Source organism: Stenotrophomonas sp. 62841_Sma (assembly GCF_056482945.1).
Window position 1 is genome coordinate 3,111,904 of sequence record NZ_CM151224.1, and the last position, 22,694, is coordinate 3,134,597.

Genomic DNA, 22,694 nt, shown 5'->3' on the forward strand with positions numbered 1-22,694 from the left:
CGGCTATCCCGGGAAAAGAGCCGAGCATCGGCTCGGCGCTACACCTTTCCAGCCGGCTTCTTTGGTGGATCCTCACAGACCCGGTGCTGCACCACCGTCTCGCCGACCTTCCATTCCTTCGCGACCCTGCAGCGCTCCTTGGCTTTCTGCACGGAGACCGCTGCAGCGTTCGCCTCATCAGCCGCGGCGGTCTGCTGGCGTTCCAGCCACACCGAGGGTGGCGCTGGAGGTGTGGCCAGTACCGGCCCCGCATGCAGGACCAGACCCATCAGCAGCACCGTCCTCATGCAGCCACCGCCCGGCCACCGAGCAGGCGCGCCGGCAGCATGAACAGCGCGCGCAGGAAGGCGAACAGGGCCGAGAAGGTGATGCCGACCAGGCGGAACGGCAGACTCAGCAGCCACACGAACGGCCAAGCGATCAGGGCGAGGATCGCCAGCGGCCAGCACAGCACGAACAGCAGGCACCACACACCGAGCGCGAACAAGGTCTTCATCACGGTCTCCTTGTGGCGGCACCCTGCCGCCTGCGGACACCTTGGCGCCCCGCCCTGGCCGCCCGCAAACGGTTTGCGACGAAACCCGGGCTGGGGGCGATGAAACCGATTGTGGGGAAACCGGAGATTCAGGAGATTGCCGGCCAGCGGCCGGCACTACCGCAGGGATTTACACCGGGACCGCGCCCGGGCGGCCGTGGGTCACCTGGAAACGCGCCGCGGTGCGCACCGCAGCGTCCGCACGCAGCACGCTGTCGGCGAAGCGTAGTTCCGCGTCCACGGTCTGCCGGTTCAGCTGCAGCTTCCACCAGCCACGGCGGTCACCGTCGAAGTAACGGATATGCGGGTTCTGCGGTATCGACGGCCCGTAGTACGGCCCGTATGGCGTGTCGTCGCCGCCACTGCTGATCGCCGGGGCGATGAATTCGGTGGCCACGACCGGCGCACTGGCCGCGTCGAAATCCAGCTTCAGGTCGTTGACGAAGGTGGAATGCCAGTCGCCGCCCAGCACGATGGCATTGCCCTGCCCGCCTGCCTGCATCGCCTGCAGCAGCCGGTTACGTGCGGCGGGATAGCCATCCCAGGCGTCATTCCAGAAGCGCTCGCGTGGCGTGCCACCGTCCAGCCGCAGCTGCGCCATCAGCAACTGCTGCACCACCACGTTCCAGCGCGTGCCCTGCGCGGCCGCCATCGACTGCGCGAACCACGCCTCCTGGCCCGTGCCGAGCATGCTCATGCGCGGATCCAGTGCAGCATCACAGCGCGGCGACTCGCCCACGCCACAGGGATTGGCCGGGCGGAACTGGCGGCAATCGAGCAGGGTCAGCTGTGCCAGATCGCCGTAACGCAGGCGCCGATGCACGCGCAGGCCGCCGTTGCCCGCAGGTGTGCTGCGCATCGGCAGATGCTCGTAGAACGCGCGGTAGGCGGCGGCGCGGCGGATGATGAAGTCCTCCGTTGATACGCCGGGTTTTTCCGGGTGGATGCCGGAGTAATCATTCTGTACTTCATGGTCGTCCCAGATCACCGCGAACGCGTGTGCGGCATGCGCGGCCTGCAGATCCGGATCGAGCTTGTACAGCGCGTACTGGTCACGGTAGCGCTCCAGGCTGACGGTCTCGCCACTGAAGCGTTGCGCATCCAGCGCACGACCACGCGCGTTCTGCAGCGGGCTGTATTCGTACAGGTAGTCCCCGGCATGCAGCACCAGGTCGACATCGCTCTGCGCGATATCGCGCAGGACCGGGTAGTAGCCGCTGTTCCAGGCCTGGCAGGTGCACAGGGCCAACCGAAGCTGCTGCAGTTGCGTGTCCAGCGGCGGCGCGGTGCGGAAGTGGCCGACCGCGCTTTCCTCATCGCCGTCGCAGGCGAAACGGTAGTAGTAGTCGCGGCCTGGGCGCAGGCCGTTGACCTCCACGTGCACCGAATGCGCCAGCTCGGGCACCGCGGCCGCAGTCCCCCGCTGCACCAGCAGGCGCATGCCCGGGTCCTCGGCCACGAACCAGCGCACCGGCACCGCCCGCGACGGCATGCCGCCGCCATTGAGCGGGTCCGGTGCCAGCCGCGTCCACAATACGGCCCCCTGTGGATCCGGATCACCGGCGGCGACACCGAGGGTGAACGGATCGCGCCCCAGCCGCGGCCGTGGGCCGGCCGTGGCCAGCCCCGGCATCGCCGCCAGCGCGATCGCCGCCCCCGTGCCCTGCCACGCCATGCGCAGCAGGCGACGACGGCTTTCAGGATCGACAGGCCCGCGCATCAGAAGCGCACGGTAGCGGTGGCCATCACCTGGCGCGGCGCGCCGACCTGCATGGTCGCCAGGCTGCGGGTCGGGTCAGCGGCGTAGGTACCGTTGGTGTTGATCGAGGACAGGTAGCGCTTGTCGGTCAGGTTGGTCAGGTTCAGCGCTACGGTCAGGTTCTGCGCCGGGCCGAGCTTGCCGAAGTCATAGGCCGCCGAGGCGTTGACCAGCCAGTAGCTCGGCACCGACACATCGTTGGTATAGGTCACATAGCGCTTGCCAACATGGTTGGCGGCCAGGCGCAGGTCCCACGGGCCCGGGGTCCACGCCAGGGTGCTGGCGAACATCCATTCCGGGGTGTCGACGGTCGTCTTGCCGCGGGTCGGCACCACGCCGTTGTTCACGTAGTCGTTGTCGTAGGTGCTGTCATTCCAGGACAGCGCATTGGACCAGGTCAGGTCCTGCATCGGCTTCAGCTGCAGGGTCGCCTCGGCGCCGCGGCTGGTCACAGAACCAACGTTGGAGAACAGTGCCGGGCAACCGAGGATGCCCACGCACTGCGCGATGGCCAGCAGGCGGTTGTCGAACTTGACGTCGTACACCGCCACCGAGGCTTCATAGCCGCGGCCGTAGCCACGCCAACCCAGCTCGATGGTGCGCGACTGTTCCGGCTTCAGGTTCTTCGCGCTGGCATCGAAGGCGGCCTGCGGCACATTGAACGGGCTGCCCACGCCCAGCGCATAGGCGGCGATGTTCTTGGCGAACGAACCGAAGATCTCGTTGCCTTCGTTGAGCTTGAAGTTGAAGCCGGCCTGCGGCAGCAGGCCCTTCTTCGAGGTCAGGCTGCTGTTGTTGGCATAGCTGCCCAGCGGCGTGCGCACGCTGGTGCGGGTATGCGGCGACTTCGCGCCGATGTCGATGGTCAGGCGGTCATCGAACAGGCGGAAGCGGTCCTGCACGTAGAACTGGCGGGTGATGGTGGTGTAGCGCTGGTGCCACACGCGCTGGTCCGGGTTGCGCAGGAAGAAGTCGTCGGTGATCGGGCCGTCGATGTAGTAGAAGTTGCGCTGCACGCTGTGGCCGTTGTCCTCGTACCAGAGGCCCGCTTCCAGTTCGTGGCCACCGACGTTCCAGGTGAACGCCGAGGTCACGCCGGTACGGTCGATCGCGTACTCGGTGGTGCGGATCGAGATCGGGATCTCGCGGCTGGTGCCCGGGTTGGACGGATTGGACGGGCTGAACCAGTGGCCCTGGCCACGGTTGCTGTGGTTGTAGACATTGACCTTCAAGCGCATCGACTCGTTCAGGCCGAAATCGCCGGCAATGCTGGACAGGTCATCATTGCGCAGGCCGTGACCGGAGTAGTACGCATCCCACGGGCTGTTGACGCCGCCGCTGAATCTGCCGCGTGCAGCGGCGACGGCGCGATCCCAGTCCGGCGCGTAGTTGTCCCAGTCCCAGCCGAGGCGATCGATCATTTCCAGCGACAGATCCTGGTAATCGGCCTCGACCCGGCGCGAGGCGTTGAACAGCGCGGTGATCCTGCTGTCCGTTCCGAAGTTGTAGGTGGCCTTGCCGTTGAACTGCTTCAGCTCCTGCGAGCCCTTGCCCTTCCACTTGTCACCTTCCGAATACACGCCGGACAGGTAGGCGGCAAAGCCCTGGTGCTCGCCGGTATCGAGGCGTGCATAGCTGCGGCGTGCGCTGTCACTACCAAAGCTCTGTGCCAGCACGACCCCATACTCGGTGGACGGATCGATCGAGTAGAACTGGAACACGCCGCCGAGGTTGCTGGTGGACGGCGTACCCAGTGCGCCGATGCCGGTGGAGACCTCCGCACCGCCCAGGTTCTCGCTGATCACCGCGCGGCTGATGTGCAGGCCGTTGCTGTTGCCATAGGCCATGTTGCCCAGCGGGATGCCATCAAGGGTGTAGCCCAGGCGGTTCTGGTTGAAGCCACGCAGGCTGATGGTGGTGGACCATTCGTAGGCGCCGGTGGCATCGGCCGATTCGAAATGCACGCCCGGCTTGGTCGCAAGCAGCTTCAGCGGATTGGCACCCGGCGGCAGCACCTTCATGTCCTCGGCGGTCACGCGCTGCACCTGGCGCGCTTCACCGCGGCCGATCACCGAGATCGAGTCAAGGGTGGTGGCCGACTGCGCGTCGGTGGCGGGGGCGGTTTCAGCGACAGCCAGCGACGGCAGCGAAGCACAGACCAGCAGGGCCAGCAGATTGCGGCGAAGCGGAGCGTGGGACGGCATGGGGGCGGATTCCTTGGGCACGCTGGACGCCGAAGGGCGGCGTCGAAGGGCAGCAGCGGCGGAATCGTAAAAGCGTCGCGTTACATGTCATTTACACGCCACATACGGACGTTCGGCGTTTCGAATGGTTTGCCGGCCGTGGGGTGGTTGCCGGCCAGCGGCCGGCACTACGGCTATTCGAATGAACCGACCGAGTCGTGGGCCAGGTTGTCGAAGCGGGTGTACTCGCCGAAGAACTTCAGCTTGCACGACCCGGTCGGGCCACCACGGTGCTTGCCGATGATGATCTCGGCCAGGCCCTTGTCCGGCGAATTTTCCTTGTTGTAGTAATCGTCGCGGTAGATGAAGACGATCATGTCCGCATCCTGCTCGATTGCGCCCGATTCGCGAAGATCGGCCATCACCGGGCGCTTGTCGGTACGCGTTTCCAGCGAGCGGTTGAGCTGCGACAACGCGATCACCGGCACGTGCAGTTCCTTGGCCAGGCCCTTCAGCGAACGCGAGATCTCCGAGATTTCGGTCGCGCGGTTTTCGCTGTTGCCCGGCACGCTCATCAGCTGCAGGTAGTCGATCACCACCAGGCCCAGATCATGCTCGCGCTTGAGGCGGCGGCACTTGGAACGCAGCACTTCCGGCGACACGCCAGGCGTGTCGTCGATGAAGATCTTGGTTTCCTTCAGCATCTTGATCGCGCTGGTGACGCGGCTCCAGTCCTCGTCTTCCAGCTGGCCGGTACGCAGGCGCTGTGCGTTGATGCGGCCGTTGGAGGAAATCAGGCGCATCGCCAGCTGCGATGCCGACATTTCCATCGAGAACACCGCCACGCCCTTCTTCGACTTGATCGCCGCGTACTCGGCGATGTTCAGTGCGAAGGTGGTCTTGCCCATGGCCGGGCGCGCGGCAAGGATGATCAGGTCGGTCGGCTGCAGGCCGGAGGTCATCGCATCGAAATCGTTGTAGCCGGTCGGCAGGCCGGTGATGTTGCCGCCGTTCTCGAAGCGGCTGCGCAGCTCTTCGAAGGCATCCTTCAATGCACCGGGCATCGCCACGAAATCGGTACGGCCGCGTGCGCCCTGTTCGGCGATGGCGAACACGCTCTTTTCCGCCGAGGCCAGCAGCTCGCTGCTCTCGCGTCCCTCGGGCTGGAAGCCGTCGTTGACGATGTCGGTACCCACCTGGATCAGCTGCCGCAGCACCGCCTTGTCACGCACGATCTCGGCGTAGGCCACGATGTTGGCCGCCGACGGCGTGGTACTGGCCAGTTCGATCAGGTAGGCACCATCGCCCACCAGTTCCATCTTGCCCTGCGATTCGAACCACTCGCCCAGGGTCACCGCATCGAACGGCCGCTCGCGCTCGGACAGCTCACGGATCGCGCGATAGATCATCTGGTGGTCGCGGCGGTAGAAATCGCCTTCGGTCAGCTGGTCATTGACCCGGTCATAGGCCTCCGGGGCCAGCATCAGGCCACCCAGCACCGCCTGCTCGGCTTCCACCGAATGGGGCGGTACCCGCAACTGGTCGATGCGCGACTCGTCGCGATCGCGATCGAAGCCTTCACCGCGCTCTCTGCGGTTGGAACGGAAGCCGGGGCGAGCGGACATGCTGCGGTGTTTCCTGCGAAAGTGGGCCGGACGAGTGTAGGCATGCGCCGACCCCGGCGGCCATGGACAAGCCTGTGGATAAGCCGTGGAGAAACGGGGGATATCCGCCGGTGCCTGGCCAGACTGGCGTGGGGGCGTCGCACTGCCTGCGACGGGCGCCATTGCGGCACCCGAGCGGACATTATCGCAGATGGGGCTGGCAACCGCTGGCGTCAATCGCCCTTGACGTGAACCGCGATCAGCGCCAGGAACCGGTCCACGTAGCCCTGCAGGAATTTCTGCGTGCCTCCATTGTGGACCGTGCCATCGGCATCGATCAGGCCGTCCTTGAAATGAATGAACGCCTCGGGCTGGCCGAGCACGTGCATGTCCAGGAAGGCCAGGCTGTTGCGCAGGTGCTGCTGGGCCACGGCGGTGCCGATCTGGCCGATGGAGGCGCCGATCACCGCCGCCGGTTTGCCGGCAAACGCGCTGTCACCGTAGGGGCGCGAGCCGATATCGATGGCGTTCTTCAGCACGCCCGGCACCGACCGGTTGTATTCCGGGGTCACGAACAGCACCGCATCGGCGGCACGGACCTGGTCCTTCAGCCGGGTACCCTGCGCCGGATAGTGGCCATCGAAGTCCTGGTCGTACAGCGGCAGATCACCGATCTGAACGTACTGGAAGCGCGCACGGTCGCCGGCAATCTTCTCCAGCGCATGGGCCAGTTTGCGGTTGCAGGAATCCTTGCGCAGGCTGCCGACGAACACGGCGATGGTGGGGACGGACATCGGGACATACTCCTCACGGTGCGGGAGGCCCAGCCTAGTCGCCGGGCCCTTGCATGCCGGTGAAGATCAGCCGCCGGTCACGCCCGCGCGCACCTGCCGCCAATGCGCCTGCCAGGCCTGGAACATCAGCACGTTCCACAGATGGGTATGCCACTTGCGTTGGCCGCCGAGGAACTGCTGCCACAGCGGCTGTACCGCGGCCGCCGACAGCACGCCCTCCTGCTCCAGCCGCGCGGGCTGCAGCAGGTCTTCGGCCCACGGCCGCAGGTCGCCCTTCAGCCAGTCACTGACCGGCGCGCCGAAGCCACGCTTGGGCCGGTGCACCATCGACTGCGGCACATAACGGCCCAGCACGCGCTTGAGCAGCACCTTGCTGGTGGTTTCACTGCGCTTGAAGCCCAGCGGCAGCGACCAGGCGAACTCGGCCACGCGAGAATCCAACAGCGGTGCGCGGGCTTCCAGGCTGACCGCCATCGAGGTGCGGTCGACCTTGCACAGCAGGTCATCCGGCAGGTAGGTCACGTAATCAGCCAGCATCATCGCATCGGCCGGTGTGCCGGCACCGTGCAACGGGTCGGCCAGGTCGTAGAAGCTGCCCGCGGCCTGCGCCCCCGGCACTGCCGCCGCCGGGTCGCGCCAGCGCGAGATGCGGTTGCGGTACACGTCACCGATGCCACGCGCGCCGGATTCTGCCAACAGCGCGGCCAGGCCGCCGGTACGCGAGGCCTCGCCCTGCTGCTGGGAGCGCGCGCCCATCCAGCGCCGCAGCGGCCCCGGCACACGGCCCAGCATCTGCCAGTTGCGCAGCGCGCGTACATAGCGGGTATAGCCGAAGAACAGCTCGTCGCCACCATCGCCGGACAGCGCCACGGTCACGCCCTGCCGCGCCAGGCGGGCGACCAGCGCGGTCGGCACCTGCGAGGCATCGGCGAAGGGTTCGTCGAACATCGCCGGCAACTGCGGCACCACCGCCAACGCATCGGCACCGCTGACGTAGAGTTCAGTGTGGTCGCAGCCCAGATGCGCGGCCAGTTCCTTGGCCAGCGGCGCCTCGTCGTGGCCCGAACCGGTGAACCCGATGCTGAAGCTGTGCACCGGCTGGCCACTTTGTGCCTGCATCAGCGCGGCCACCAGCGACGAATCGGTGCCGCCGGACAGGAACACGCCCACCGGCACGTCGGCCACCATGCGCAGCGCCACCGCGTCACGCAGCAGCCCGTCCAGCTGCTCCTCGGCTTCCTCGATGCGGCCCTGGAACGGCGCAGCCAGCGCCGCCTGCATGCGCGCACGCGCATCCCAGTACGGGCGCTGCGCCTGTTCCGGCCGGTGCGCGGCCGCACCCGCCGCTACGGCCTCCGCATCCAGGCGCAGCACGCGGCCCGGCATCAATTTGTAGCAGCGCTGGTGGATGCTGTGCGGCGCCGGAATGTAATCCAGCCGCAGCAGCAGGGTCAGGGCGTCACGGTCGATGTCGTTGTCGAAGGCCGGGTGCTGCCACAGCGCCTTCAGTTCCGAACCGAACACCAGCGTGTCGCCGGCCCAGCCGTAGTACAGCGGCTTCTTGCCGACACGGTCGCGGGCCAGCCACAGGCACTGCTCCTGGCGGTCCCACAGCGCAATGGCGAACATGCCGTTGCAGCGCTGCAGGGTGTCTTCCATGCCCCATTGCAGAATCGCTGCCAGCAGCACCTCGGTGTCGGAGTGCCCACGGAAGGCGTGTCCCAGCGGCTCCAGTTCGGCACGAAGGGCGGCGAAGTTGTAGACCTCGCCGTTGTAAGCCATCACGTAGCGGCCATCAGACGAGGCCATCGGCTGGTGGCCCAGCGGCGACAGGTCGAGAATGCTCAGCCGACGGTGCGCCAGCGCGATGCCGGCCCCGGCATCGACCCAGCTGCCGCCATCATCCGGCCCGCGGTGGTGCAGCGCCTCGCCCATGGCCAGGACCTGCGCCTGCAGCACCTCGGCCGACGCCACCGGCGCCGGCAACAACATTCCCGCCAATCCACACATGCATCAAGGTTCCTGCGCCAGTTCAAGGGCGGCGCCAATCACCGCATTGTCGCTTGGAAGCCCGAACATTGCTGCCCCCGCCAGCGGCGTATAGGTATCGGCACCGCAGACCCGGCGCAATGGCAGGTGGCCGAAGCCGGCCTCGACCAGGGCGGTGACCACGCCCTCGCCCACCCCGCCACTATGGCGGCCCTCGTCCAGCACCAGCACCCGCCGCGCACTGGCCGCCTGACTGGCGATGAAGCCGGCATCCAGCGGCACCAGCCAGCGCAGGTCGACCACCCGCACCTGCCAGCCCAGCTGCTGCTCGATTGCCCGCGCCGCGCGCAGCGCCATCGGCACGCCGTTGCCATAGGTGTAGACCACCAGGTCGCCTGCCTCCGGCACATAGACCCGCCCTTCGCCCGGCACCAGCGCCTGGCCCTGGGCGGGGTAGTCGAACAGCCACTGGCCATCGCCCGGCGCATGCAGGTCCTTGCTCATGTACAGCGCGATCGGCTCCAGGAACACCGCCACCCGCCCGTCCACCCGCGCCAGCGCGGCCAACGTGCGCAGCATCATCACCGCATCGTCGCCGCGCGACGGGCAACCGACCACCAGGCCGGGAATGTCGCGCAGCGCGGTGATCGAATTGTCGTTGTGGAAGTGGCCACCGAAGCCCTTCTGGTAGCCCAGCCCGGCCACCCGCACCAGCATCGGGTTGCGGTACTGGTCATTGGAGAAGAACTGCAGCGAGCACGCTTCACCGCGCACCTGGTCGATGGCGTTGTGCAGGTAGGCCAGATACTGGATCTCCGGAATCGGCAGCATGCCCATGTTGGCCAGGCCCTGCGCCATGCCCAGGATCATGGTTTCGTCCAGCAGGGTGTTGAACACCCGGCGTGGGCCGAAGCGGCGCAGCAGATCCTTGGTGACGGTATAGACACCGCCCTTCTGCGCGACGTCCTCGCCGAACAGCAGGCTCTGCGGATACTTCGCCAGCAGTTCCTGCAGCCCATGGTTGATCTGGATGGCGAGGTGCCGAGGTGCCTGCCGCTCGGGCAGGGCCTCCGCACCGCCATACAGCGCTTCGCGCGCATCGGCGGGCACCTCGCGCCGCGCTTCGGCCTGCACCGCCGCCGGCGTGTACGGTGCCAGCGGCGCCATCACCTCCTGTAGCGACTGCAGCGTCGGGCGGCCTTCGGCATCCGCCGCCGCGGCCATGCAGCGCGCGCGCATCGTTTCGTAGGCGACCTCGATGGTGGCCGCATCCATCCAGCCCGACTCCATCGCGATCTGCGCCGAGCGCAGCAGCGGATCCTGCGCCTCGGCCGCGCACAGCTCCGGCAGCGCGCGCCATTCCACCTCGAAATCGGTGCCGGCGTGGCCCATCAGGCGGGTGGTGCGCAGATGCAGGAAGGTGGGCCGCCGCGTGCGCCGGCAGTGCTCCACCGCCGCCTGCACCTGGGCGTGCCCGGTGGCCAGGTCGAGACCATCAGCGAAGAAATAGTCGAGCCCCGGCTGGCGGCTGAAGCGCTCGGCAATCCAGCCTTCCGGCGTCTTCACCGAGATGCCCAGGCCGTTGTCCTCGCAGACGAACAGGATCGGCGCCGGCAGCTTCTGGTAGGCCGACCACATCGCGGTGTTGAACGCGGTCTGCGCGGTGGCATGGTTGGCCGAGGCGTCGCCGAACGAGCACAGCACGATGCTGTCGGCCAGGATCGGCAACGGCTGCCCCAGGCGCTTGCCGCTCTCGATGGCCAGCGCGGTGCCCAACGCTTTCGGCAGGTGCGACGCGATGGTCGAGGTCTGCGGCAGCACCCACAACGGTTTGCTGCCCCACACCTTGTGGCGGCCCCCGCTGGCCGGGTCATCGGCGCTGGCGGCGAAAGACAGTGCGGCATCGCGCAGCGGATCGACGCCCGGCACCTGGCGCGAACGCTCGGCCATGAAGGCACCAGAGCGATAGTGCAGGAAGGCTGGATCGGTATGCCGGCAGGCCCGCGCCAGCAGCGCGTTGCCTTCATGGCCGGAGGAACCAATGGTGTAGAAGACCTTGTTCTGCACGCGCAGCACGCGTGCCATCAGGTCCAGCTGGCGGCTGGCCAGCTGCGAATCGAACAGCTCGCCAAACGCTGCGGCAGTGAGCGTGCTGCCCGGCAGGATCGGCGCATCCGGTGCCGGGCGCGGACGCGGGGTGCCGCGCCAGCCACGCACCGCATCGAGGAAGTTGACGTCGCACACTTCGGCGCGGTTGAGCACGCGCATGCGTGCGGGAATCGGATCTGGAACCACAGCGAACATCGAACACCCTCCGTGTCGTTGTTGCATTCCGCCCGGCGTTGGCCAGGCGCTACCCTGTGGGGGTCACCCTGGTGAGAGTCACGCAGCCTCGAATCGCGAGCGCACTTCGGCAGTCACCGCCGGCATCGGCAGGAAGCGCGGTTGTTCACGCACGCGCTGCAGCCAGCCACGCACTTCCGGGAATGGCTGCAGGCTGATACCACCCTCGCCTGCGACGTCGGTGTAGGCGAACAGCGCGATATCGGCGATGCCATATCCGCTGCCGGTGAACCACTGCGCTTCGCGCAGATGTTGCTCCATTACTGCCAGCGCGGTGGCGGCGCGCTCGTGCAGGCGTGGCAGTTCGGCGCGGCGCGGTGAATCAGCTGGGGTCCAGCCACGGATGAAGCGCGCCACTGCCACGCAGGGCTCGTGCGTGTACTGCTCGAAGAACATCCAGCTCAACGCCTGCGCGCGCTCCCAGCCGTCGCTAGGCAGGTACGGCGTGCCCTCGGCCAGCCAGAACAGGATCGCGTTGGATTCGGTCAACACGCGGCCATCGTCGCGGACGATCAGCGGCACCTTGGCATTCGGGTTGAGCGCCAGGAATTCGGGGGTGTGGGTCTGGCCGTGGGCACTGTCCACTTCCACCCAGCGGTAGCGGCTGCCGAGCTGCTCCAGCAGCAGGCGGACCTTGTGGCAATTGCCCGAGACCGACATGCCATGCACCGTCAGCGGGACGCGCTCTTCCACCATTGCCTGCTCCATCACATCCGGCCGGCGGCCGGCTGCGTGCAGTCTGGCAAGCGCGTCTGTGAATGCCAAGCGCGGGTGCAGCATGGCAACACGGTAGTGCCGGCCGCTGGCCGGCAATCGCGCGAATCTGCCGCAACACGGTTGCCGGCCAGCGGCCGGCACTACCGGGCAAGGCTCAGCGCGCGCGCTGCCGCCACTGATCGCGCGACTGGCCCCAGATCTGCATCGGCTTGTCGTTGTACGGCGCTGGCAACTCCCCCATCCGCAGCAGCGTGCTGCCGAGCTTGCGCGCGACCGCCCGCGAGTTGTCGTTGTTCTCGGCGATGGTATGAATCACCTCGTCCCATCCGAGCGTGTCGAATGCCCAGTCGATCGCGGCGACTGCGGCTTCCGGCGCATAGCCCCGGCCCCAGCTAGCATGGCGGATGCCCCAGCCGACCTCGGTACCGGGCCAGTCCTGCGGTTGCCAGGGCCCCATCCGCCCGATCCAGTCACCGCTGGACTTCTCGATCACACTGAACATCGAGAAGCCGAACAGCTGCCAGGCGCCCGCCAGGCTGCAGAAGCCGCGCCAGGCCACCGACGGCGGCTGCACGCCACCGAGGGTGCGCATCGTTTCCTCGTCGGCGCAGAACGCGAGATACGGTTCGTAGTCCTCGCGCAACAGCGGGCGCAGGATCAGGCGCTCGGTTTCGATGCGCAGGTCGAAGATGCTCATGCCGGCTCCATGTCGAAGGAAGCGTCCATGATGGTGGATTCGCGCCCCGCGCGGATGAATTTCGCGGGCTGCAACGAAACGGGCCGGCATAAGCCGGCCCGTCAGGTACTGCATGCTGCGTCTGGATTACTGGCGCGTGCCAGCCGCGGTGGCACCGGCAGCAGCGGTCTGCGTGACCAGCTGGCCGTCGACCACCGGCAGGCGATCGCTGGCCGGCTTGTTGTCCATGCGCACGGTCTTCTCGGCGCCATCGTAGCGGTAGGTCACGTTGTAACCCTTGACCACATCGGTATTGCCCATGGCGATGCGGTTACCCGGCTTGCTGGCCATGCGCATGGTGCCGGTGGTGCCGTCCTCGTTGCGGTAGGTCACGTTGTAGCCGGTGACGCGGCTCGACTCGGAGGTCGCGGTCTCGGTGTGGCACTGGCGCTCGGTGCGGTTGACCACGCGGCCCCCCACATGGCGCTTGTCGATCTGGTTGCCGATGAAGCCACCGGCCACCGCGCCGGCTGCAGTCGCGGCCTTCTTGCCATTGCCGCCGCCGACCTGGTTGCCCAGCAGGCCACCCACCACAGCACCGACCACGGTGCCGCCGACATTGCCGTCACGCTCCGGCAGGCGCTCCTGCACCGTCACGTCCTGGCAGACCTCATGCGGGGTCTGGGTGGTGGAGGTCTCGCGGACCGGATCGGTACCGATCACGGTGGCATAGGCCTTCTGCTTCTCGGTGATCGGGTCGACCTTCAGCACGTCGGCGTACTCCAGGCCGCGCGGCGCCGACGGGTCTAGCTTGTCACCACGCGCACCGTCGTCAATGGCATTGCCATCGGCCAGGCGCGATTCGGCATTGGGGGTTCCGGCGCTGATGGAATCGGGCGACGTGTCGCCACTCTTCATGAAGGCGGCGGTGGCGATGCCACCGACCAGCAGCGCGCCCGCTGCGACCAGGACAGTTGTAGTTGTGCTTTTCATGACCTGCTCCTTGCGGACCATCCGCAACGTTCTCGGGCCAGATTGCAGCATGGGCTGCCTGAACGGAATCTCCACATTTCCTGCTCATTGCTGTAACCCATTCAGCATCGGGAAATGCTGGGCCCGTGGTAGCGTTTGCATGTTACCCACGAGGATTCCCGCCATGGCCAACGCGATGCTGCTGCCGGTACTGCAATGGGCGCGCCGGCTGCGCTACCCCACCCTGTTCAAGCTCACGGCCGGCCTGTTCGTGCTGACCTTGTTCATTCCCGACCCGATCCCGTTCGTCGATGAGCTGGTACTGGGCTTCGGCACGCTGCTGCTGGCCAACTGGAAAAGCCGCAACGCCACCCCGCCGCCGCCGCTGGAACAGCGTTGAGCCTGCTGGTCGACAGCCACTGCCATCTGGACGCCAGCGCCTTCGACGATGACCGCGCTGCGGTGATCGATCGTGCGCAGGCCGCGGGCGTGCGCCAGCAGGTCGTGCCCGCGGTGACCGCCGCCAGCTGGCCAACGCTGCGCGAGGTCTGCCGGCAGGCGCCGGGGCTGTACCCGGCCTACGGCCTGCACCCGATGTTCCTGGCCGAGCACCAGCCCGGGCACCTGCCGCTGCTGCGCGAGTGGATCGAACGCGAACGCCCCTGCGCGATCGGCGAATGCGGCCTGGATTTCTTCGTTGAGGGGCTGGATGCCGAGGCGCAGCAGGCCTATTTCATTGGCCAGCTGGAGCTGGCCCGCGAGTTCGATCTTCCGGTGATCGTGCATGCGCGGCGCGCGGTGGACGCGGTGATTGCCGCGATCCGCCGCATCGGTGGCCTGCGCGGCGTGGTGCACAGCTTTTCCGGCAGCCCGGAACAGGCCGCGCAGCTGCACAGGCAGGGTTTCCTGCTGGGCCTGGGCGGCCCGCTGACCTACGATCGCGCGCAGCGCCTGCAGCGACTGGTCCGTCAGATGCCGCTGGAGCAGCTGCTGCTGGAGACCGATGCGCCGGACCAGCCTGATGCCGGCATCCGCGGCCAGCGCAACGAACCGGCACGGCTGGCGATCATCGCCCGCCACGTGGCGGCGCTACGCGGGATGGAGCTGGACGCGGTGGCCCAGGCCACGACGGAGAACGCGCGGCGGCTGTTCGCGCTGCCCGCAATGCAACGGTAGGTGCCGGCCGCTGGCCGGCATCTGCGCTGATTCAATCATTCCGGGTTGCCGGCCAGCGGCCGGCGCTACCGATCACGCGTCAGCGTGATCCTCGACCACTTCGGCCTTCACCTTCTTCGGCTCCAGCAGCATTTCAAGCGCCTTGCCGACCGCCGCGAACGCGAACGCACCGGTGATGTGGGTCGCCGCACCCAGGCCCGCGCCGCAGTCCAGCTTCAATGCCGCATCAGCGCCCAGGTTCGGGCGGATGCCACAGACGCTGCCATCGGCCTGCGGGTACTTCACATTCTCCAGCGAATACACCGCCGGCACGCCGAAGTAGCGCTTGGCATTCTTCGGGAAGTTGAACTCGCTGCGCAGCTTCTTGCGGATCAACGCCAGCATGGCGTCGTGCTCGGTGCGCGAGACATCGCGGATGCGCACCAGGGTGGGATCGGTGCGGCCACCGGCGGCACCCACGGTCAGCAGCGGCAGCTTGCGGCGGCGGCACCAGGCAATCGTCTCGACCTTGACCCGGAAGCTGTCGCAGGCATCGATCACCAGATCAAAGCCACGGTCGAGCAGTTCGGCCATGTTCGACACCGTCAGGAACGCCTGTACGGCATCGACCTCGATGTCCGGGTTGATCGCGCGGCAGCGTTCGGCCATCGCCTCGGCTTTGTTGCGGCCGTAGTTGCCTTCCATCGCCGGCAGTTGCCGGTTGGTGTTGGACACGCAGATGTCATCGGCATCGATCAGGGTCAGGTGACCGACCGCCGAACGGGCCAATGCCTCCACCACCCACGAGCCAACGCCCCCCATGCCCACCACCGCCACGCGGCTGCTCTGCAGGCGCTCAAGTGCGCCCACGCCATACAGCCGTTCGATGCCGGCGAAGCGTTGTTTGACCTGTTCGTTCATCCGGCTATTTTAACGTGCAGGCGCCAGCGCCTGCAGCGCGCCGGCATCGAACCCACCGTTGCACGTCCGGAGAGCCCGCCATGAACGCCAGCCCGCCCCGCCGCCCGTCCACCGCCTACCGCTATCTGTTCGTGCTCGGCCTGGGCCTGTTGATCGGCCTGATCGCCACGGTGATGGTCGGCCGCGCCCTGCAGGCCCGCCGCGATCCGTTCCCGGACAGCCTGATGCAGGTGATGCAACGGCAATCACAGCTGCTGCAGCAGGCCCAGCAGCAGAACCGCTGCAGCCTGGCCGACAGCGTGCCGCGGTTGCAGGCGATGCGCCTGCTGTCCAACGACCTGGACCTGGCCTTTCCCGGGCTGAAGGACAGCGCGCAGTTCCAGCAGCATGCCAGCCAGCTGCGCGGCAACCTCAACGCCGCTCTGGCGGCGCCGCCCAGCGACTGCACGGCCCTGGCCCGGGTGGTGGAAACGGTGCAGGCCGACTGCCGCGCCTGCCACCAGGACTTCCGCTGAGCCGCATTCATCCTGCAGCCGGACAAGGCCTGCGCGGTTGGCGCCTTGTTCACGTTCAAAAGGGGACGATTCGTCCACCCTGCTGCATGACGCAGTACCACCCCAGACACCCGCCTTCACGGCCAGGAGACGCCCCATGAAGATCCAGCTCATCGCCGCCAGCGCCATCGCTACCCTTGCCCTGGCTGGCTGTGCCACCTCGCCCGGCTACGGCGGTGGTGGTTACAACAACGGCTACAACAATGGCGGCTACGGCAACAATGGTGGCTACAACCAGGGCCGCTGCGCCGACTGCGGCATCGTGACCCGCATCAACACCGTGCAGTCCGGCCGTACCGCGCCCAGCGCGACCGGCGCGATCCTGGGCGGCATCGTCGGCGCCGTGGCCGGCCACGAGATCTCCGACCACACCGGCGGCAGCCGCGGCAACAAGAACATCGCCGCCGCTGCAGGCGCGGTCGGTGGCGCACTGGCCGGCAACCAGATCCAGAAGAACGTGACCAGCGATACCTACGACATCAGCGTGCGCATGGACGATGGCCGCACCATCGTGGTCAACCAGCGCGACCTCGGCGGCATCCGCGAGAACACCTACGTGCGCGTGGTCAACGGCAAGGTCATCCTGCGCTGACCTGCATCGGGCCGACGGCAAAGAAAAGGCCCGCTTGCGCGGGCCTTTTCATTTGACGGTATGCAGCGCGATCAGGTCGGCTGAACGGCGTCGGCCTGCAGGCCCTTCTGGCCCTGCACGACGGTGAAGGTGACCTTCTGGCCTTCCTTCAGGCTCTTGAAGCCCTGGGTCTGGATGGCACGGAAGTGCACGAACACGTCTTCGCCGTTTTCACGGCTGATGAAGCCGAAGCCCTTTGCATCGTTGAACCACTTGACGGTACCGGTCTCGCGATCAGACATCTCACTAACTCCCTGGTGACTCTCTCTTGTTGTAGGAAACGCCTGGTGGGCGGCTGACAAGCAAGGGGGAAGCGAGGTGCATCGATGCAGCGGATCGGGAAGATCTTGCTTCATCAGGCCACGATCCACGGTGACCTTGCCAAGCTCAGCGACTGCAACTTAACCCGCCCAAAACGAAAAAGCAACTGGCAAAATCTTTCACTGTCAACCCCAAAACGACCACCATACGGGACAGCATGGGACTCTCATTCATCTTATATCTGCTAGCGGTCATTTTTGTCCTCGTCGGCATCGCCGGAATCATCCTTCCGGCCCTCCCCGGCATCCCGCTGGTGTTCATCGGACTGCTGCTGGCGGCATGGGCCGACGGCTTCGCCCACGTCGGCTGGCCGACCCTGGTCGCGCTGGGCGTACTGACCCTGCTCTCGCTGCTGGTGGACGTGCTGGCCACAGTGGTGGGTGCGCAGCGGGTCGGTGCCAGCCGCAAGGCGCTGTGGGGCACGTTCGTCGGCAGCATCGTCGGGCTGTTCTTCATGCCGATCGGTCTCTTTGCCGGGCCCCTGATCGGCGCCTTGGCCGGCGAGTACTGGCACACCCGTGAACTGGGCCGCTCGACCAAGGTGGGTCTGGCCACCTGGCTCGGCATCCTGCTCGGCCTGGCGTTGAAGCTGGCGGTGGTGATCGCGATGCTGGGCCTGTTCGCCTTCGCCTGGTTCCTGTAACCCGCACCGTCTTCACGCCGCGCGCACGCGGTGGCCGTGCATAAACCGTGGGGGCTGGCCGCGATGCGGTACAGCCGCCACACTGTGCGATTCCCGTATTCACCGAAGGGCCTGCTGGAATGACCCTCCCCCCGCTGCTTCCCCGCCTTGCGCCGCTGGCGCTGGCGCTGGCGCTGGCCAGTGCCCCATTGGCCGCGCAGGAATTCGTGCCCAGCACCGATACCTCGCCGGCGGCGTGTGCCGCCATCACCACTGACGCGGCGCGCCTGGCCTGCTATGACCGCCTGTTCGCGCATACGCCGCAGGCCACGGCCGCCGCCGATGCCGCTGCCGAGGCGGCCGCGCAGGCCCGTCGCGAAGAACGCCAGACCGCACGCGTGAGCCAGGGCGAAGAGAAACTGCGCGAGCGGGTCAGCGACCTGTTCCGCCCCGCTGCGCCGGACAGCGCGCTGGCCAATGCCGGCCGCGGTTCGCTGCTGGACAGCCGCTGGGAACTGGCCGAGGACTCCAAGCTCGGCCCATTCCAGCTGCGTGCCTACAAGCCGGTGTACCTGCTGCCGGCGTTCTGGACCAGCGACCGCAACACCACGCCGCATTCGCCGAACCCGGCCAACACGGTCACCACGCCGCAGGTGCTGGACAGCGCCGAACTGAAGTTCCAGATCAGCTTCAAGACCAAGATCGCCGAGAACCTGTTCGGCGACAACGGCGACATCTGGGCCGGCTATACCCAGAGCTCGCGCTGGCAGGCCTACAACGGCGAGGATTCGCGCCCGTTCCGCGAAACCAATTACGAGCCGGAAGTGATGATGGTGTTCCGCAACGGCTACTCGATCGGTGGCTGGCGCGGCCGCATGACCGGCATCGCACTGAACCACCAGTCCAACGGCCGCGCCGATCCGCTGTCGCGCAGCTGGAACCGGGTCATGCTCAACATCGGCCTCGACCGCGAGAACTGGGCGCTGGTGCTGCGGCCGTGGTACCGCATTCCCGAGACCCGCAGCGACGACAACAATCCGGACATCGAGGACTACATGGGCCGCGGTGATGCGACCCTGACCTGGAACCGCAACGGCCACGAAGTCTCGTTGATGGCGCGCCACTCGCTGCGCACCGGCAGCCGTTCGCACGGCGCCCTGCAGCTGGATTACGGCTTCCCGATCAGCAACCTGCTGCGCGGCCATGTGCAGGTCTTCGACGGCTATGGCGAGAGCCTGATCGACTACAACCACAAGGCCACCTACGTGGGCGTGGGCGTGTCGCTGCTGGAGTGGTTCTGATGGACGTGACGATCTGGCACAACCCGGCCTGCAGCAACTCGCGTAGCGCATTGAAGCTGATCCGCGATGCGGGCTTCGATCCGGAGGTGATCGAGTACCTGGGCAATCCACCCGATGTGACCACACTGCGCCAGGTGCTGGCCGAATCCGGCCTGGACGCGCAGGCGCTGGTGCGCAGCAAGGAAGCACAGTTCACCGAACTGGGCCTGGAAGATGCGGACGAGGCCACGCTGCTGGCCGCGATGGCCGCACACCCGCGCCTGATCAACCGCCCCGTGGTGCGCACGCCCAAGGGCACCCGGCTGTGCCGTCCACCGGAAACGGTGCTGGAGATCCTGTAACGGAAAAGGGGACGGAGGGGATTAAGTCGTTTGTGCACAAACGACTTAATCCCCTCCGTCCCCTTTTCTGTTTACCGCCAGTCGGTGATGCCTTCGCGGCGGTACACCTCGGCGAACGCCGGGCGCGCCTTCATCGACGTGGCATGTGCCTTGAGCACAGGCCAGGTGTCGCTGGGCTTCGGCATGTTGCGCGACCAGCGCATCAGCATCACCAGCATGTAGTCGACCACGCAGGGCGTGGTGCCCAGCAGGTAGGGGCCATGCGCCTGCAGGTGCGTGGCGACCTGCTGCCAGGCCGCCTCAAGGCGCTGACGGGCCATCTCGCGGCTCGCTTCGATATTTGCCTCGCCCGCCATTTCATGCGGATAGAACCAGGCACGATAGGCCGGCTGCAGCGTATTGGCACACCAGAACATCCAGCGGTAGGCATCGGCGCGCTGCGGCGTGCCCAGTGCGGGCAGCAGGTTGGCCTCCGGATGGCGGTCAGCCAGATACAGTGCGATCGCCGCCGCTTCGGTCAGTACCAAGCCATCGATCAGCAGCGTCGGCACCACACCGGCCGGATTCAGCGCCAGATACTCCGCCGACTTGTGCTCGCGCGTGTCGAAATCCAGCAGTACCAGTTCGTGCTCGATACCCAGCTCGATCAGCAGCCAGTGCACCACTAGGGCGGCGGTACTGGTCGAACCATACAGCGTGGTGCTCATGCGGCGGATCCTGTGCGGGTGGATCCGCCGATTATGCACCCGCGCGCGCGGTCGCTGCTCAGCCGCAGATGCTCATGCAGGAATCCCGGCGTTCGCCACAGGACATCATCGGCGCGCGCATCGTGCAGTCATGCGCCTTCAGTTCGCAGGCACGGCGCAGGTCCGGGTTGTCCACATCCTTGCAGCGCTTGTCCGGCGCCGGCACCACCTGCTGCTCGCAATTGCTCTGGCGGCTGCCGAGGGAGTCATTCTGCGCCATGCAGCTGCGATAGCCGGCCTGGCACTGCACGCGGCATTGCGCTGATGCGGGGAAATCCGCGCCTTCGTACGACGCCGGGGTACTGCAGCCGGCCAGGGCCAGCAGGAACACAGCCGCGAGGGATCGATGCAGGCGCATGGGCACATCCAGTGCTGGGGTGTGCCGACCCTAGCAGACTACGGTTGCGCGTGCAGGCACCGACGCCCCCATCAGTACACGGGAACACCGGTGTCGGTGCGGACTTCATTCACGGTGCCGCCGCAGGAGAGCAGGCACTGGGCGTACGGAGCACTGCATGAAGGAAGCGCCGGGGAACCGCAGTAGGTGCCGGCGCCGTTGCCCCCTTCACAGTTGTGCCGCTGCTTGTCGTCGGCGATACCACTGCAACGGCTGATGATCCGGCTCTTCTCGCTTTCGCAGCTGCGCTGATCCGATTCCGCGCGGGCGCGGTTGTGGAAGTCGCACGTCGCCTTCTGGCTCTCGCAGACCGACGCGCAGATCCTCCCCGCTTCGTGGGTTGGCGGTTCGACGAAATAACGTGGCCCGCAGGCACTGCACGCCAGCGCAACGACCAGCAATACGAAAACACGCGACCACTGCAGCACGATGGACTCCCTTCCAATACGTCAGACAGCGCACGTTAGCAGAGCACATCATCCACGGGCAGGCTGCATGCAACAACGGCGCCACACGGGCGCCGTTGTCTGGACCGGAACGGGAGGAATTACTCCACCACCACCGGAATCTTGCCGATGCGGGCCTGCCACTCACGCGGACCAGTCTTGTGCACCGATTCACCGGTGGAGTCGACGGCCACGGTCACCGGCATGTCCTGCACGGTGAACTCGTAGATCGCCTCCATGCCCAGGTCAGCAAAGCCAACCACCTTGGCCGCCTTGATCGCCTTGGACACCAGGTAGGCCGAACCGCCTACCGCCATCAGGTAGGCCGACTTGTTGTCACGGATCGCCTCGATGGCCGCCGGGCCGCGCTCGGCCTTGCCGACCATGCCCAGCAGGCCGGTCTGTTCAAGCACCTGACGGGTGAACTTGTCCATGCGGGTCGCCGTGGTCGGACCAGCCGGGCCCACCACTTCGTCGCGCACCGGATCGACCGGGCCGACGTAGTAGATGAAGCGGCCCTTCAGATCGACCGGCAGTTCCTCGCCCTTGTTGAGCATGTCGACCATGCGCTTGTGCGCGGCGTCGCGACCGGTCAGCAGCTTGCCGTTGAGCAGCAGGGTCTGGCCCGGCTTCCAGCTGGCCACGTCCTCCGGGGTGATCGTGTCCAGGTCCACGCGGGTGCCCTTGGACGAATCGTAGGTCAGCTTCGGCCAGTCCTCCAGCGACGGCGGGTCCAGCATCACCGGACCGCTGCCATCCAGGGTGAAGTGCGCATGGCGGGTGGCCGCGCAGTTCGGGATCATCGCCACCGGCAGGTTGGCCGCATGAGTCGGGTAATCGTTGATCTTGATGTCGAGCACGGTGGTCAGGCCACCCAGGCCCTGCGCGCCAATACCCAGCGCGTTGACCTTCTCGTACAGCTCCAGGCGCAGCTCTTCAATGCGGTTGGACGCACCACGGGCCTGCAGCTCGGTGATGTCGATCGGCTCCATCAGCGCTTCCTTGGCCAGCAGCATCGCCTTCTCGGCGGTGCCGCCGATGCCGATGCCGAGCATGCCCGGCGGGCACCAGCCGGCGCCCATGGTCGGCACGGTCTTCAGCACCCAATCGACGATGGAATCGGACGGGTTGAGCATGGCGAACTTGGTCTTGGCTTCCGAACCACCACCCTTGGCGGCGACGATGACGTCGACGGTGTTGCCCGGCACCACCTTGACGTTGACCACGCCCGGGGTGTTGTCCTTGGTGTTGATGCGCTTGCCGGCCGGATCAGCCAGCACCGAAGCGCGCAGCTTGTTGTCCGGGTGCATGTAGGCGCGGCGCACGCCTTCATTGGCCATGTCTTCCACGCCCATGGTGGCGTCGTCCCAACGCACGTCCATGCCGATTTCCAGGAACACGGTGACGATGCCGGTGTCCTGGCAGATCGGACGGTGGCCTTCGGCGCACATGCGCGAATTGATCAGGATCTGCGCCATCGCTTCCTTCGCGGCCGGCGACTCCTCGCGCTCGTAGGCGGCGGCAAGGTTCTTGATGTAGTCGACCGGGTGGTAGTACGAGATGTACTGCAGCGCGTCGGCGATGGACTGGATGAGGTCTTCCTGCTTGATCGATGTCACGACTTGCTCGCTTGCTGGAGGCTGGCGGGGGTAATCCCCCCATTTTACCCCCTCCCCCGGCCGCAGGG

The 22,694-nt window shown here is 66.7% G+C and carries 24 protein-coding genes; 7 read left to right on the forward strand and 17 right to left on the reverse strand.

Features of this window, described 5'->3' with window-relative positions:
• Positions 1-38: 38 nt before the first annotated feature.
• The 11 genes from ACZK5G_RS14605 to ACZK5G_RS14655 form a co-directional block, all read right to left on the reverse strand.
• Positions 39-287, reverse strand: a complete 249-nt coding sequence (locus tag ACZK5G_RS14605) for a hypothetical protein (RefSeq protein WP_478463893.1) — start codon at positions 285-287, stop codon at positions 39-41.
• Positions 284-496: a hypothetical protein gene (locus tag ACZK5G_RS14610; RefSeq protein WP_010486834.1), complete on the reverse strand. Its 213-nt coding sequence runs from the start codon at positions 494-496 to the stop codon at positions 284-286. The genes ACZK5G_RS14605 and ACZK5G_RS14610 overlap by 4 nt, the downstream gene beginning before the upstream one ends.
• A 169-nt stretch (positions 497-665) precedes the next feature.
• On the reverse strand, positions 666-2,255 hold the full coding sequence (locus ACZK5G_RS14615) for an alkaline phosphatase D family protein (protein ID WP_478463895.1): 1,590 nt from the start codon (positions 2,253-2,255) through the stop codon (positions 666-668).
• Positions 2,255-4,498, reverse strand: a complete 2,244-nt coding sequence (locus ACZK5G_RS14620; RefSeq protein WP_478463896.1) for a TonB-dependent receptor family protein — start codon at positions 4,496-4,498, stop codon at positions 2,255-2,257. Before ACZK5G_RS14620 ends, ACZK5G_RS14615 begins: the two co-directional genes overlap by 1 nt.
• 173 nt (positions 4,499-4,671) lie before the next feature.
• Positions 4,672-6,102 carry a replicative DNA helicase gene (locus ACZK5G_RS14625; RefSeq protein ID WP_049398749.1) on the reverse strand — a complete coding sequence of 477 codons (1,431 nt, stop codon included), beginning with the start codon at positions 6,100-6,102 and terminating at the stop codon, positions 4,672-4,674.
• Positions 6,103-6,314: 212 nt separating this feature from the next.
• Positions 6,315-6,875 carry an NADPH-dependent FMN reductase gene (locus ACZK5G_RS14630; protein ID WP_478463898.1) on the reverse strand — a complete coding sequence of 187 codons (561 nt, stop codon included), beginning with the start codon at positions 6,873-6,875 and terminating at the stop codon, positions 6,315-6,317.
• Between the two features lie 66 nt (positions 6,876-6,941).
• Positions 6,942-8,885 carry an asparagine synthase (glutamine-hydrolyzing) gene (gene asnB, locus ACZK5G_RS14635; protein WP_154264005.1) on the reverse strand — a complete coding sequence of 648 codons (1,944 nt, stop codon included), beginning with the start codon at positions 8,883-8,885 and terminating at the stop codon, positions 6,942-6,944.
• A 3-nt stretch (positions 8,886-8,888) separates the two neighbouring features.
• Entirely contained in the window at positions 8,889-11,168 is a 2,280-nt protein-coding gene (locus ACZK5G_RS14640) for a thiamine pyrophosphate-dependent enzyme (RefSeq protein WP_478463899.1), read from the reverse strand.
• Between the two features lie 78 nt (positions 11,169-11,246).
• Complete coding sequence (locus ACZK5G_RS14645) at positions 11,247-11,903, reverse strand: glutathione S-transferase family protein (protein WP_094001026.1); 657 nt, start codon at positions 11,901-11,903, stop codon at positions 11,247-11,249.
• Positions 11,904-12,078: 175 nt separating this feature from the next.
• Complete coding sequence (locus ACZK5G_RS14650) at positions 12,079-12,621, reverse strand: GNAT family N-acetyltransferase (RefSeq protein WP_097049296.1); 543 nt, start codon at positions 12,619-12,621, stop codon at positions 12,079-12,081.
• Between the two features lie 126 nt (positions 12,622-12,747).
• Entirely contained in the window at positions 12,748-13,593 is an 846-nt protein-coding gene (locus ACZK5G_RS14655; protein WP_478463901.1) for a glycine zipper 2TM domain-containing protein, read from the reverse strand.
• A 163-nt stretch (positions 13,594-13,756) separates the two neighbouring features.
• On the opposite strand from ACZK5G_RS14655, the gene ACZK5G_RS14660 reads away from it, so the two are divergent.
• Positions 13,757-13,972 (forward strand): DUF6116 family protein, encoded by a 216-nt coding sequence (locus ACZK5G_RS14660; RefSeq protein WP_040007412.1) that lies wholly within the window; start codon positions 13,757-13,759, stop codon positions 13,970-13,972.
• On the forward strand, positions 13,969-14,748 hold the full coding sequence (locus ACZK5G_RS14665; protein WP_478463903.1) for a TatD family hydrolase: 780 nt from the start codon (positions 13,969-13,971) through the stop codon (positions 14,746-14,748). Before ACZK5G_RS14660 ends, ACZK5G_RS14665 begins: the two co-directional genes overlap by 4 nt.
• A gap of 72 nt (positions 14,749-14,820) precedes the next feature.
• Here the strand turns inward: ACZK5G_RS14665 and ACZK5G_RS14670 are convergent, their stop codons facing one another.
• A complete protein-coding gene (locus ACZK5G_RS14670) occupies positions 14,821-15,648 on the reverse strand; it encodes a tRNA threonylcarbamoyladenosine dehydratase (RefSeq protein ID WP_107433047.1) in 828 nt (275 codons plus the stop codon).
• An 80-nt stretch (positions 15,649-15,728) separates the two neighbouring features.
• Here ACZK5G_RS14670 and ACZK5G_RS14675 point away from each other — a divergent pair, with 80 nt between their 5' ends.
• Positions 15,729-16,163, forward strand: coding sequence for a cytochrome c (locus ACZK5G_RS14675; RefSeq protein ID WP_049398757.1), 435 nt, complete (start codon positions 15,729-15,731; stop codon positions 16,161-16,163).
• Positions 16,164-16,299: 136 nt separating this feature from the next.
• Positions 16,300-16,794 carry a glycine zipper 2TM domain-containing protein gene (locus ACZK5G_RS14680; protein WP_010486804.1) on the forward strand — a complete coding sequence of 165 codons (495 nt, stop codon included), beginning with the start codon at positions 16,300-16,302 and terminating at the stop codon, positions 16,792-16,794.
• 71 nt (positions 16,795-16,865) lie between these two features.
• Here ACZK5G_RS14680 and ACZK5G_RS14685 read toward each other — a convergent pair whose 3' ends face one another.
• Positions 16,866-17,075: a cold-shock protein gene (locus tag ACZK5G_RS14685; RefSeq protein ID WP_005410290.1), complete on the reverse strand. Its 210-nt coding sequence runs from the start codon at positions 17,073-17,075 to the stop codon at positions 16,866-16,868.
• A gap of 236 nt (positions 17,076-17,311) precedes the next feature.
• Between ACZK5G_RS14685 and ACZK5G_RS14690 the strand changes: the two genes are divergently transcribed.
• From ACZK5G_RS14690 to arsC, 3 genes are all read left to right on the forward strand, one after another.
• Positions 17,312-17,797 (forward strand): DUF456 domain-containing protein, encoded by a 486-nt coding sequence (locus ACZK5G_RS14690; RefSeq protein WP_049398758.1) that lies wholly within the window; start codon positions 17,312-17,314, stop codon positions 17,795-17,797.
• 119 nt (positions 17,798-17,916) lie between these two features.
• Positions 17,917-19,077, forward strand: coding sequence for a phospholipase A (locus ACZK5G_RS14695; protein WP_241888039.1), 1,161 nt, complete (start codon positions 17,917-17,919; stop codon positions 19,075-19,077).
• Positions 19,077-19,418: an arsenate reductase (glutaredoxin) gene (arsC, locus tag ACZK5G_RS14700; protein ID WP_478463904.1), complete on the forward strand. Its 342-nt coding sequence runs from the start codon at positions 19,077-19,079 to the stop codon at positions 19,416-19,418. Before ACZK5G_RS14695 ends, arsC begins: the two co-directional genes overlap by 1 nt.
• A 71-nt stretch (positions 19,419-19,489) precedes the next feature.
• Here arsC and ACZK5G_RS14705 read toward each other — a convergent pair whose 3' ends face one another.
• The 4 genes from ACZK5G_RS14705 to ACZK5G_RS14720 all read right to left on the reverse strand — a co-directional run bounded on the left by ACZK5G_RS14705 (position 19,490) and on the right by ACZK5G_RS14720 (position 22,626).
• Positions 19,490-20,125, reverse strand: a complete 636-nt coding sequence (locus ACZK5G_RS14705) for a glutathione S-transferase family protein (RefSeq protein ID WP_134952157.1) — start codon at positions 20,123-20,125, stop codon at positions 19,490-19,492.
• A gap of 58 nt (positions 20,126-20,183) precedes the next feature.
• Positions 20,184-20,522 carry a hypothetical protein gene (locus ACZK5G_RS14710; RefSeq protein WP_121505096.1) on the reverse strand — a complete coding sequence of 113 codons (339 nt, stop codon included), beginning with the start codon at positions 20,520-20,522 and terminating at the stop codon, positions 20,184-20,186.
• Between the two features lie 71 nt (positions 20,523-20,593).
• The gene (locus tag ACZK5G_RS14715; RefSeq protein WP_478463905.1) at positions 20,594-20,989 is read right to left on the reverse strand and encodes a hypothetical protein; all 396 of its coding nucleotides are present in this window, start codon (positions 20,987-20,989) and stop codon (positions 20,594-20,596) included.
• A gap of 119 nt (positions 20,990-21,108) precedes the next feature.
• On the reverse strand, positions 21,109-22,626 hold the full coding sequence (locus ACZK5G_RS14720; RefSeq protein ID WP_006377486.1) for a fumarate hydratase: 1,518 nt from the start codon (positions 22,624-22,626) through the stop codon (positions 21,109-21,111).
• Positions 22,627-22,694: the final 68 nt, after the last annotated feature.

Coding starts and splice junctions, on each gene's coding strand:
- ACZK5G_RS14650 (WP_097049296.1), bottom strand. CDS start 12,621: ATGAGCATCTTCGACCTGCGCATCGAAACCGAGCGCCTGATCCTGCGC.
- ACZK5G_RS14690 (WP_049398758.1), top strand. CDS start 17,312: ATGGGACTCTCATTCATCTTATATCTGCTAGCGGTCATTTTTGTCCTC.
- arsC (WP_478463904.1), top strand. CDS start 19,077: ATGGACGTGACGATCTGGCACAACCCGGCCTGCAGCAACTCGCGTAGC.
- ACZK5G_RS14620 (WP_478463896.1), bottom strand. CDS start 4,498: ATGCCGTCCCACGCTCCGCTTCGCCGCAATCTGCTGGCCCTGCTGGTC.
- ACZK5G_RS14615 (WP_478463895.1), bottom strand. CDS start 2,255: ATGCGCGGGCCTGTCGATCCTGAAAGCCGTCGTCGCCTGCTGCGCATG.
- ACZK5G_RS14630 (WP_478463898.1), bottom strand. CDS start 6,875: ATGTCCGTCCCCACCATCGCCGTGTTCGTCGGCAGCCTGCGCAAGGAT.
- ACZK5G_RS14710 (WP_121505096.1), bottom strand. CDS start 20,522: ATGCGCCTGCATCGATCCCTCGCGGCTGTGTTCCTGCTGGCCCTGGCC.
- ACZK5G_RS14695 (WP_241888039.1), top strand. CDS start 17,917: ATGACCCTCCCCCCGCTGCTTCCCCGCCTTGCGCCGCTGGCGCTGGCG.
- ACZK5G_RS14625 (WP_049398749.1), bottom strand. CDS start 6,102: ATGTCCGCTCGCCCCGGCTTCCGTTCCAACCGCAGAGAGCGCGGTGAA.
- ACZK5G_RS14670 (WP_107433047.1), bottom strand. CDS start 15,648: ATGAACGAACAGGTCAAACAACGCTTCGCCGGCATCGAACGGCTGTAT.
- ACZK5G_RS14675 (WP_049398757.1), top strand. CDS start 15,729: ATGAACGCCAGCCCGCCCCGCCGCCCGTCCACCGCCTACCGCTATCTG.
- ACZK5G_RS14685 (WP_005410290.1), bottom strand. CDS start 17,075: ATGTCTGATCGCGAGACCGGTACCGTCAAGTGGTTCAACGATGCAAAG.
- ACZK5G_RS14680 (WP_010486804.1), top strand. CDS start 16,300: ATGAAGATCCAGCTCATCGCCGCCAGCGCCATCGCTACCCTTGCCCTG.
- ACZK5G_RS14640 (WP_478463899.1), bottom strand. CDS start 11,168: ATGTTCGCTGTGGTTCCAGATCCGATTCCCGCACGCATGCGCGTGCTC.
- ACZK5G_RS14610 (WP_010486834.1), bottom strand. CDS start 496: ATGAAGACCTTGTTCGCGCTCGGTGTGTGGTGCCTGCTGTTCGTGCTG.
- ACZK5G_RS14645 (WP_094001026.1), bottom strand. CDS start 11,903: ATGGTGGAAGAGCGCGTCCCGCTGACGGTGCATGGCATGTCGGTCTCG.
- ACZK5G_RS14655 (WP_478463901.1), bottom strand. CDS start 13,593: ATGAAAAGCACAACTACAACTGTCCTGGTCGCAGCGGGCGCGCTGCTG.
- asnB (WP_154264005.1), bottom strand. CDS start 8,885: ATGTGTGGATTGGCGGGAATGTTGTTGCCGGCGCCGGTGGCGTCGGCC.
- ACZK5G_RS14705 (WP_134952157.1), bottom strand. CDS start 20,125: ATGAGCACCACGCTGTATGGTTCGACCAGTACCGCCGCCCTAGTGGTG.
- ACZK5G_RS14660 (WP_040007412.1), top strand. CDS start 13,757: ATGGCCAACGCGATGCTGCTGCCGGTACTGCAATGGGCGCGCCGGCTG.
- ACZK5G_RS14605 (WP_478463893.1), bottom strand. CDS start 287: ATGAGGACGGTGCTGCTGATGGGTCTGGTCCTGCATGCGGGGCCGGTA.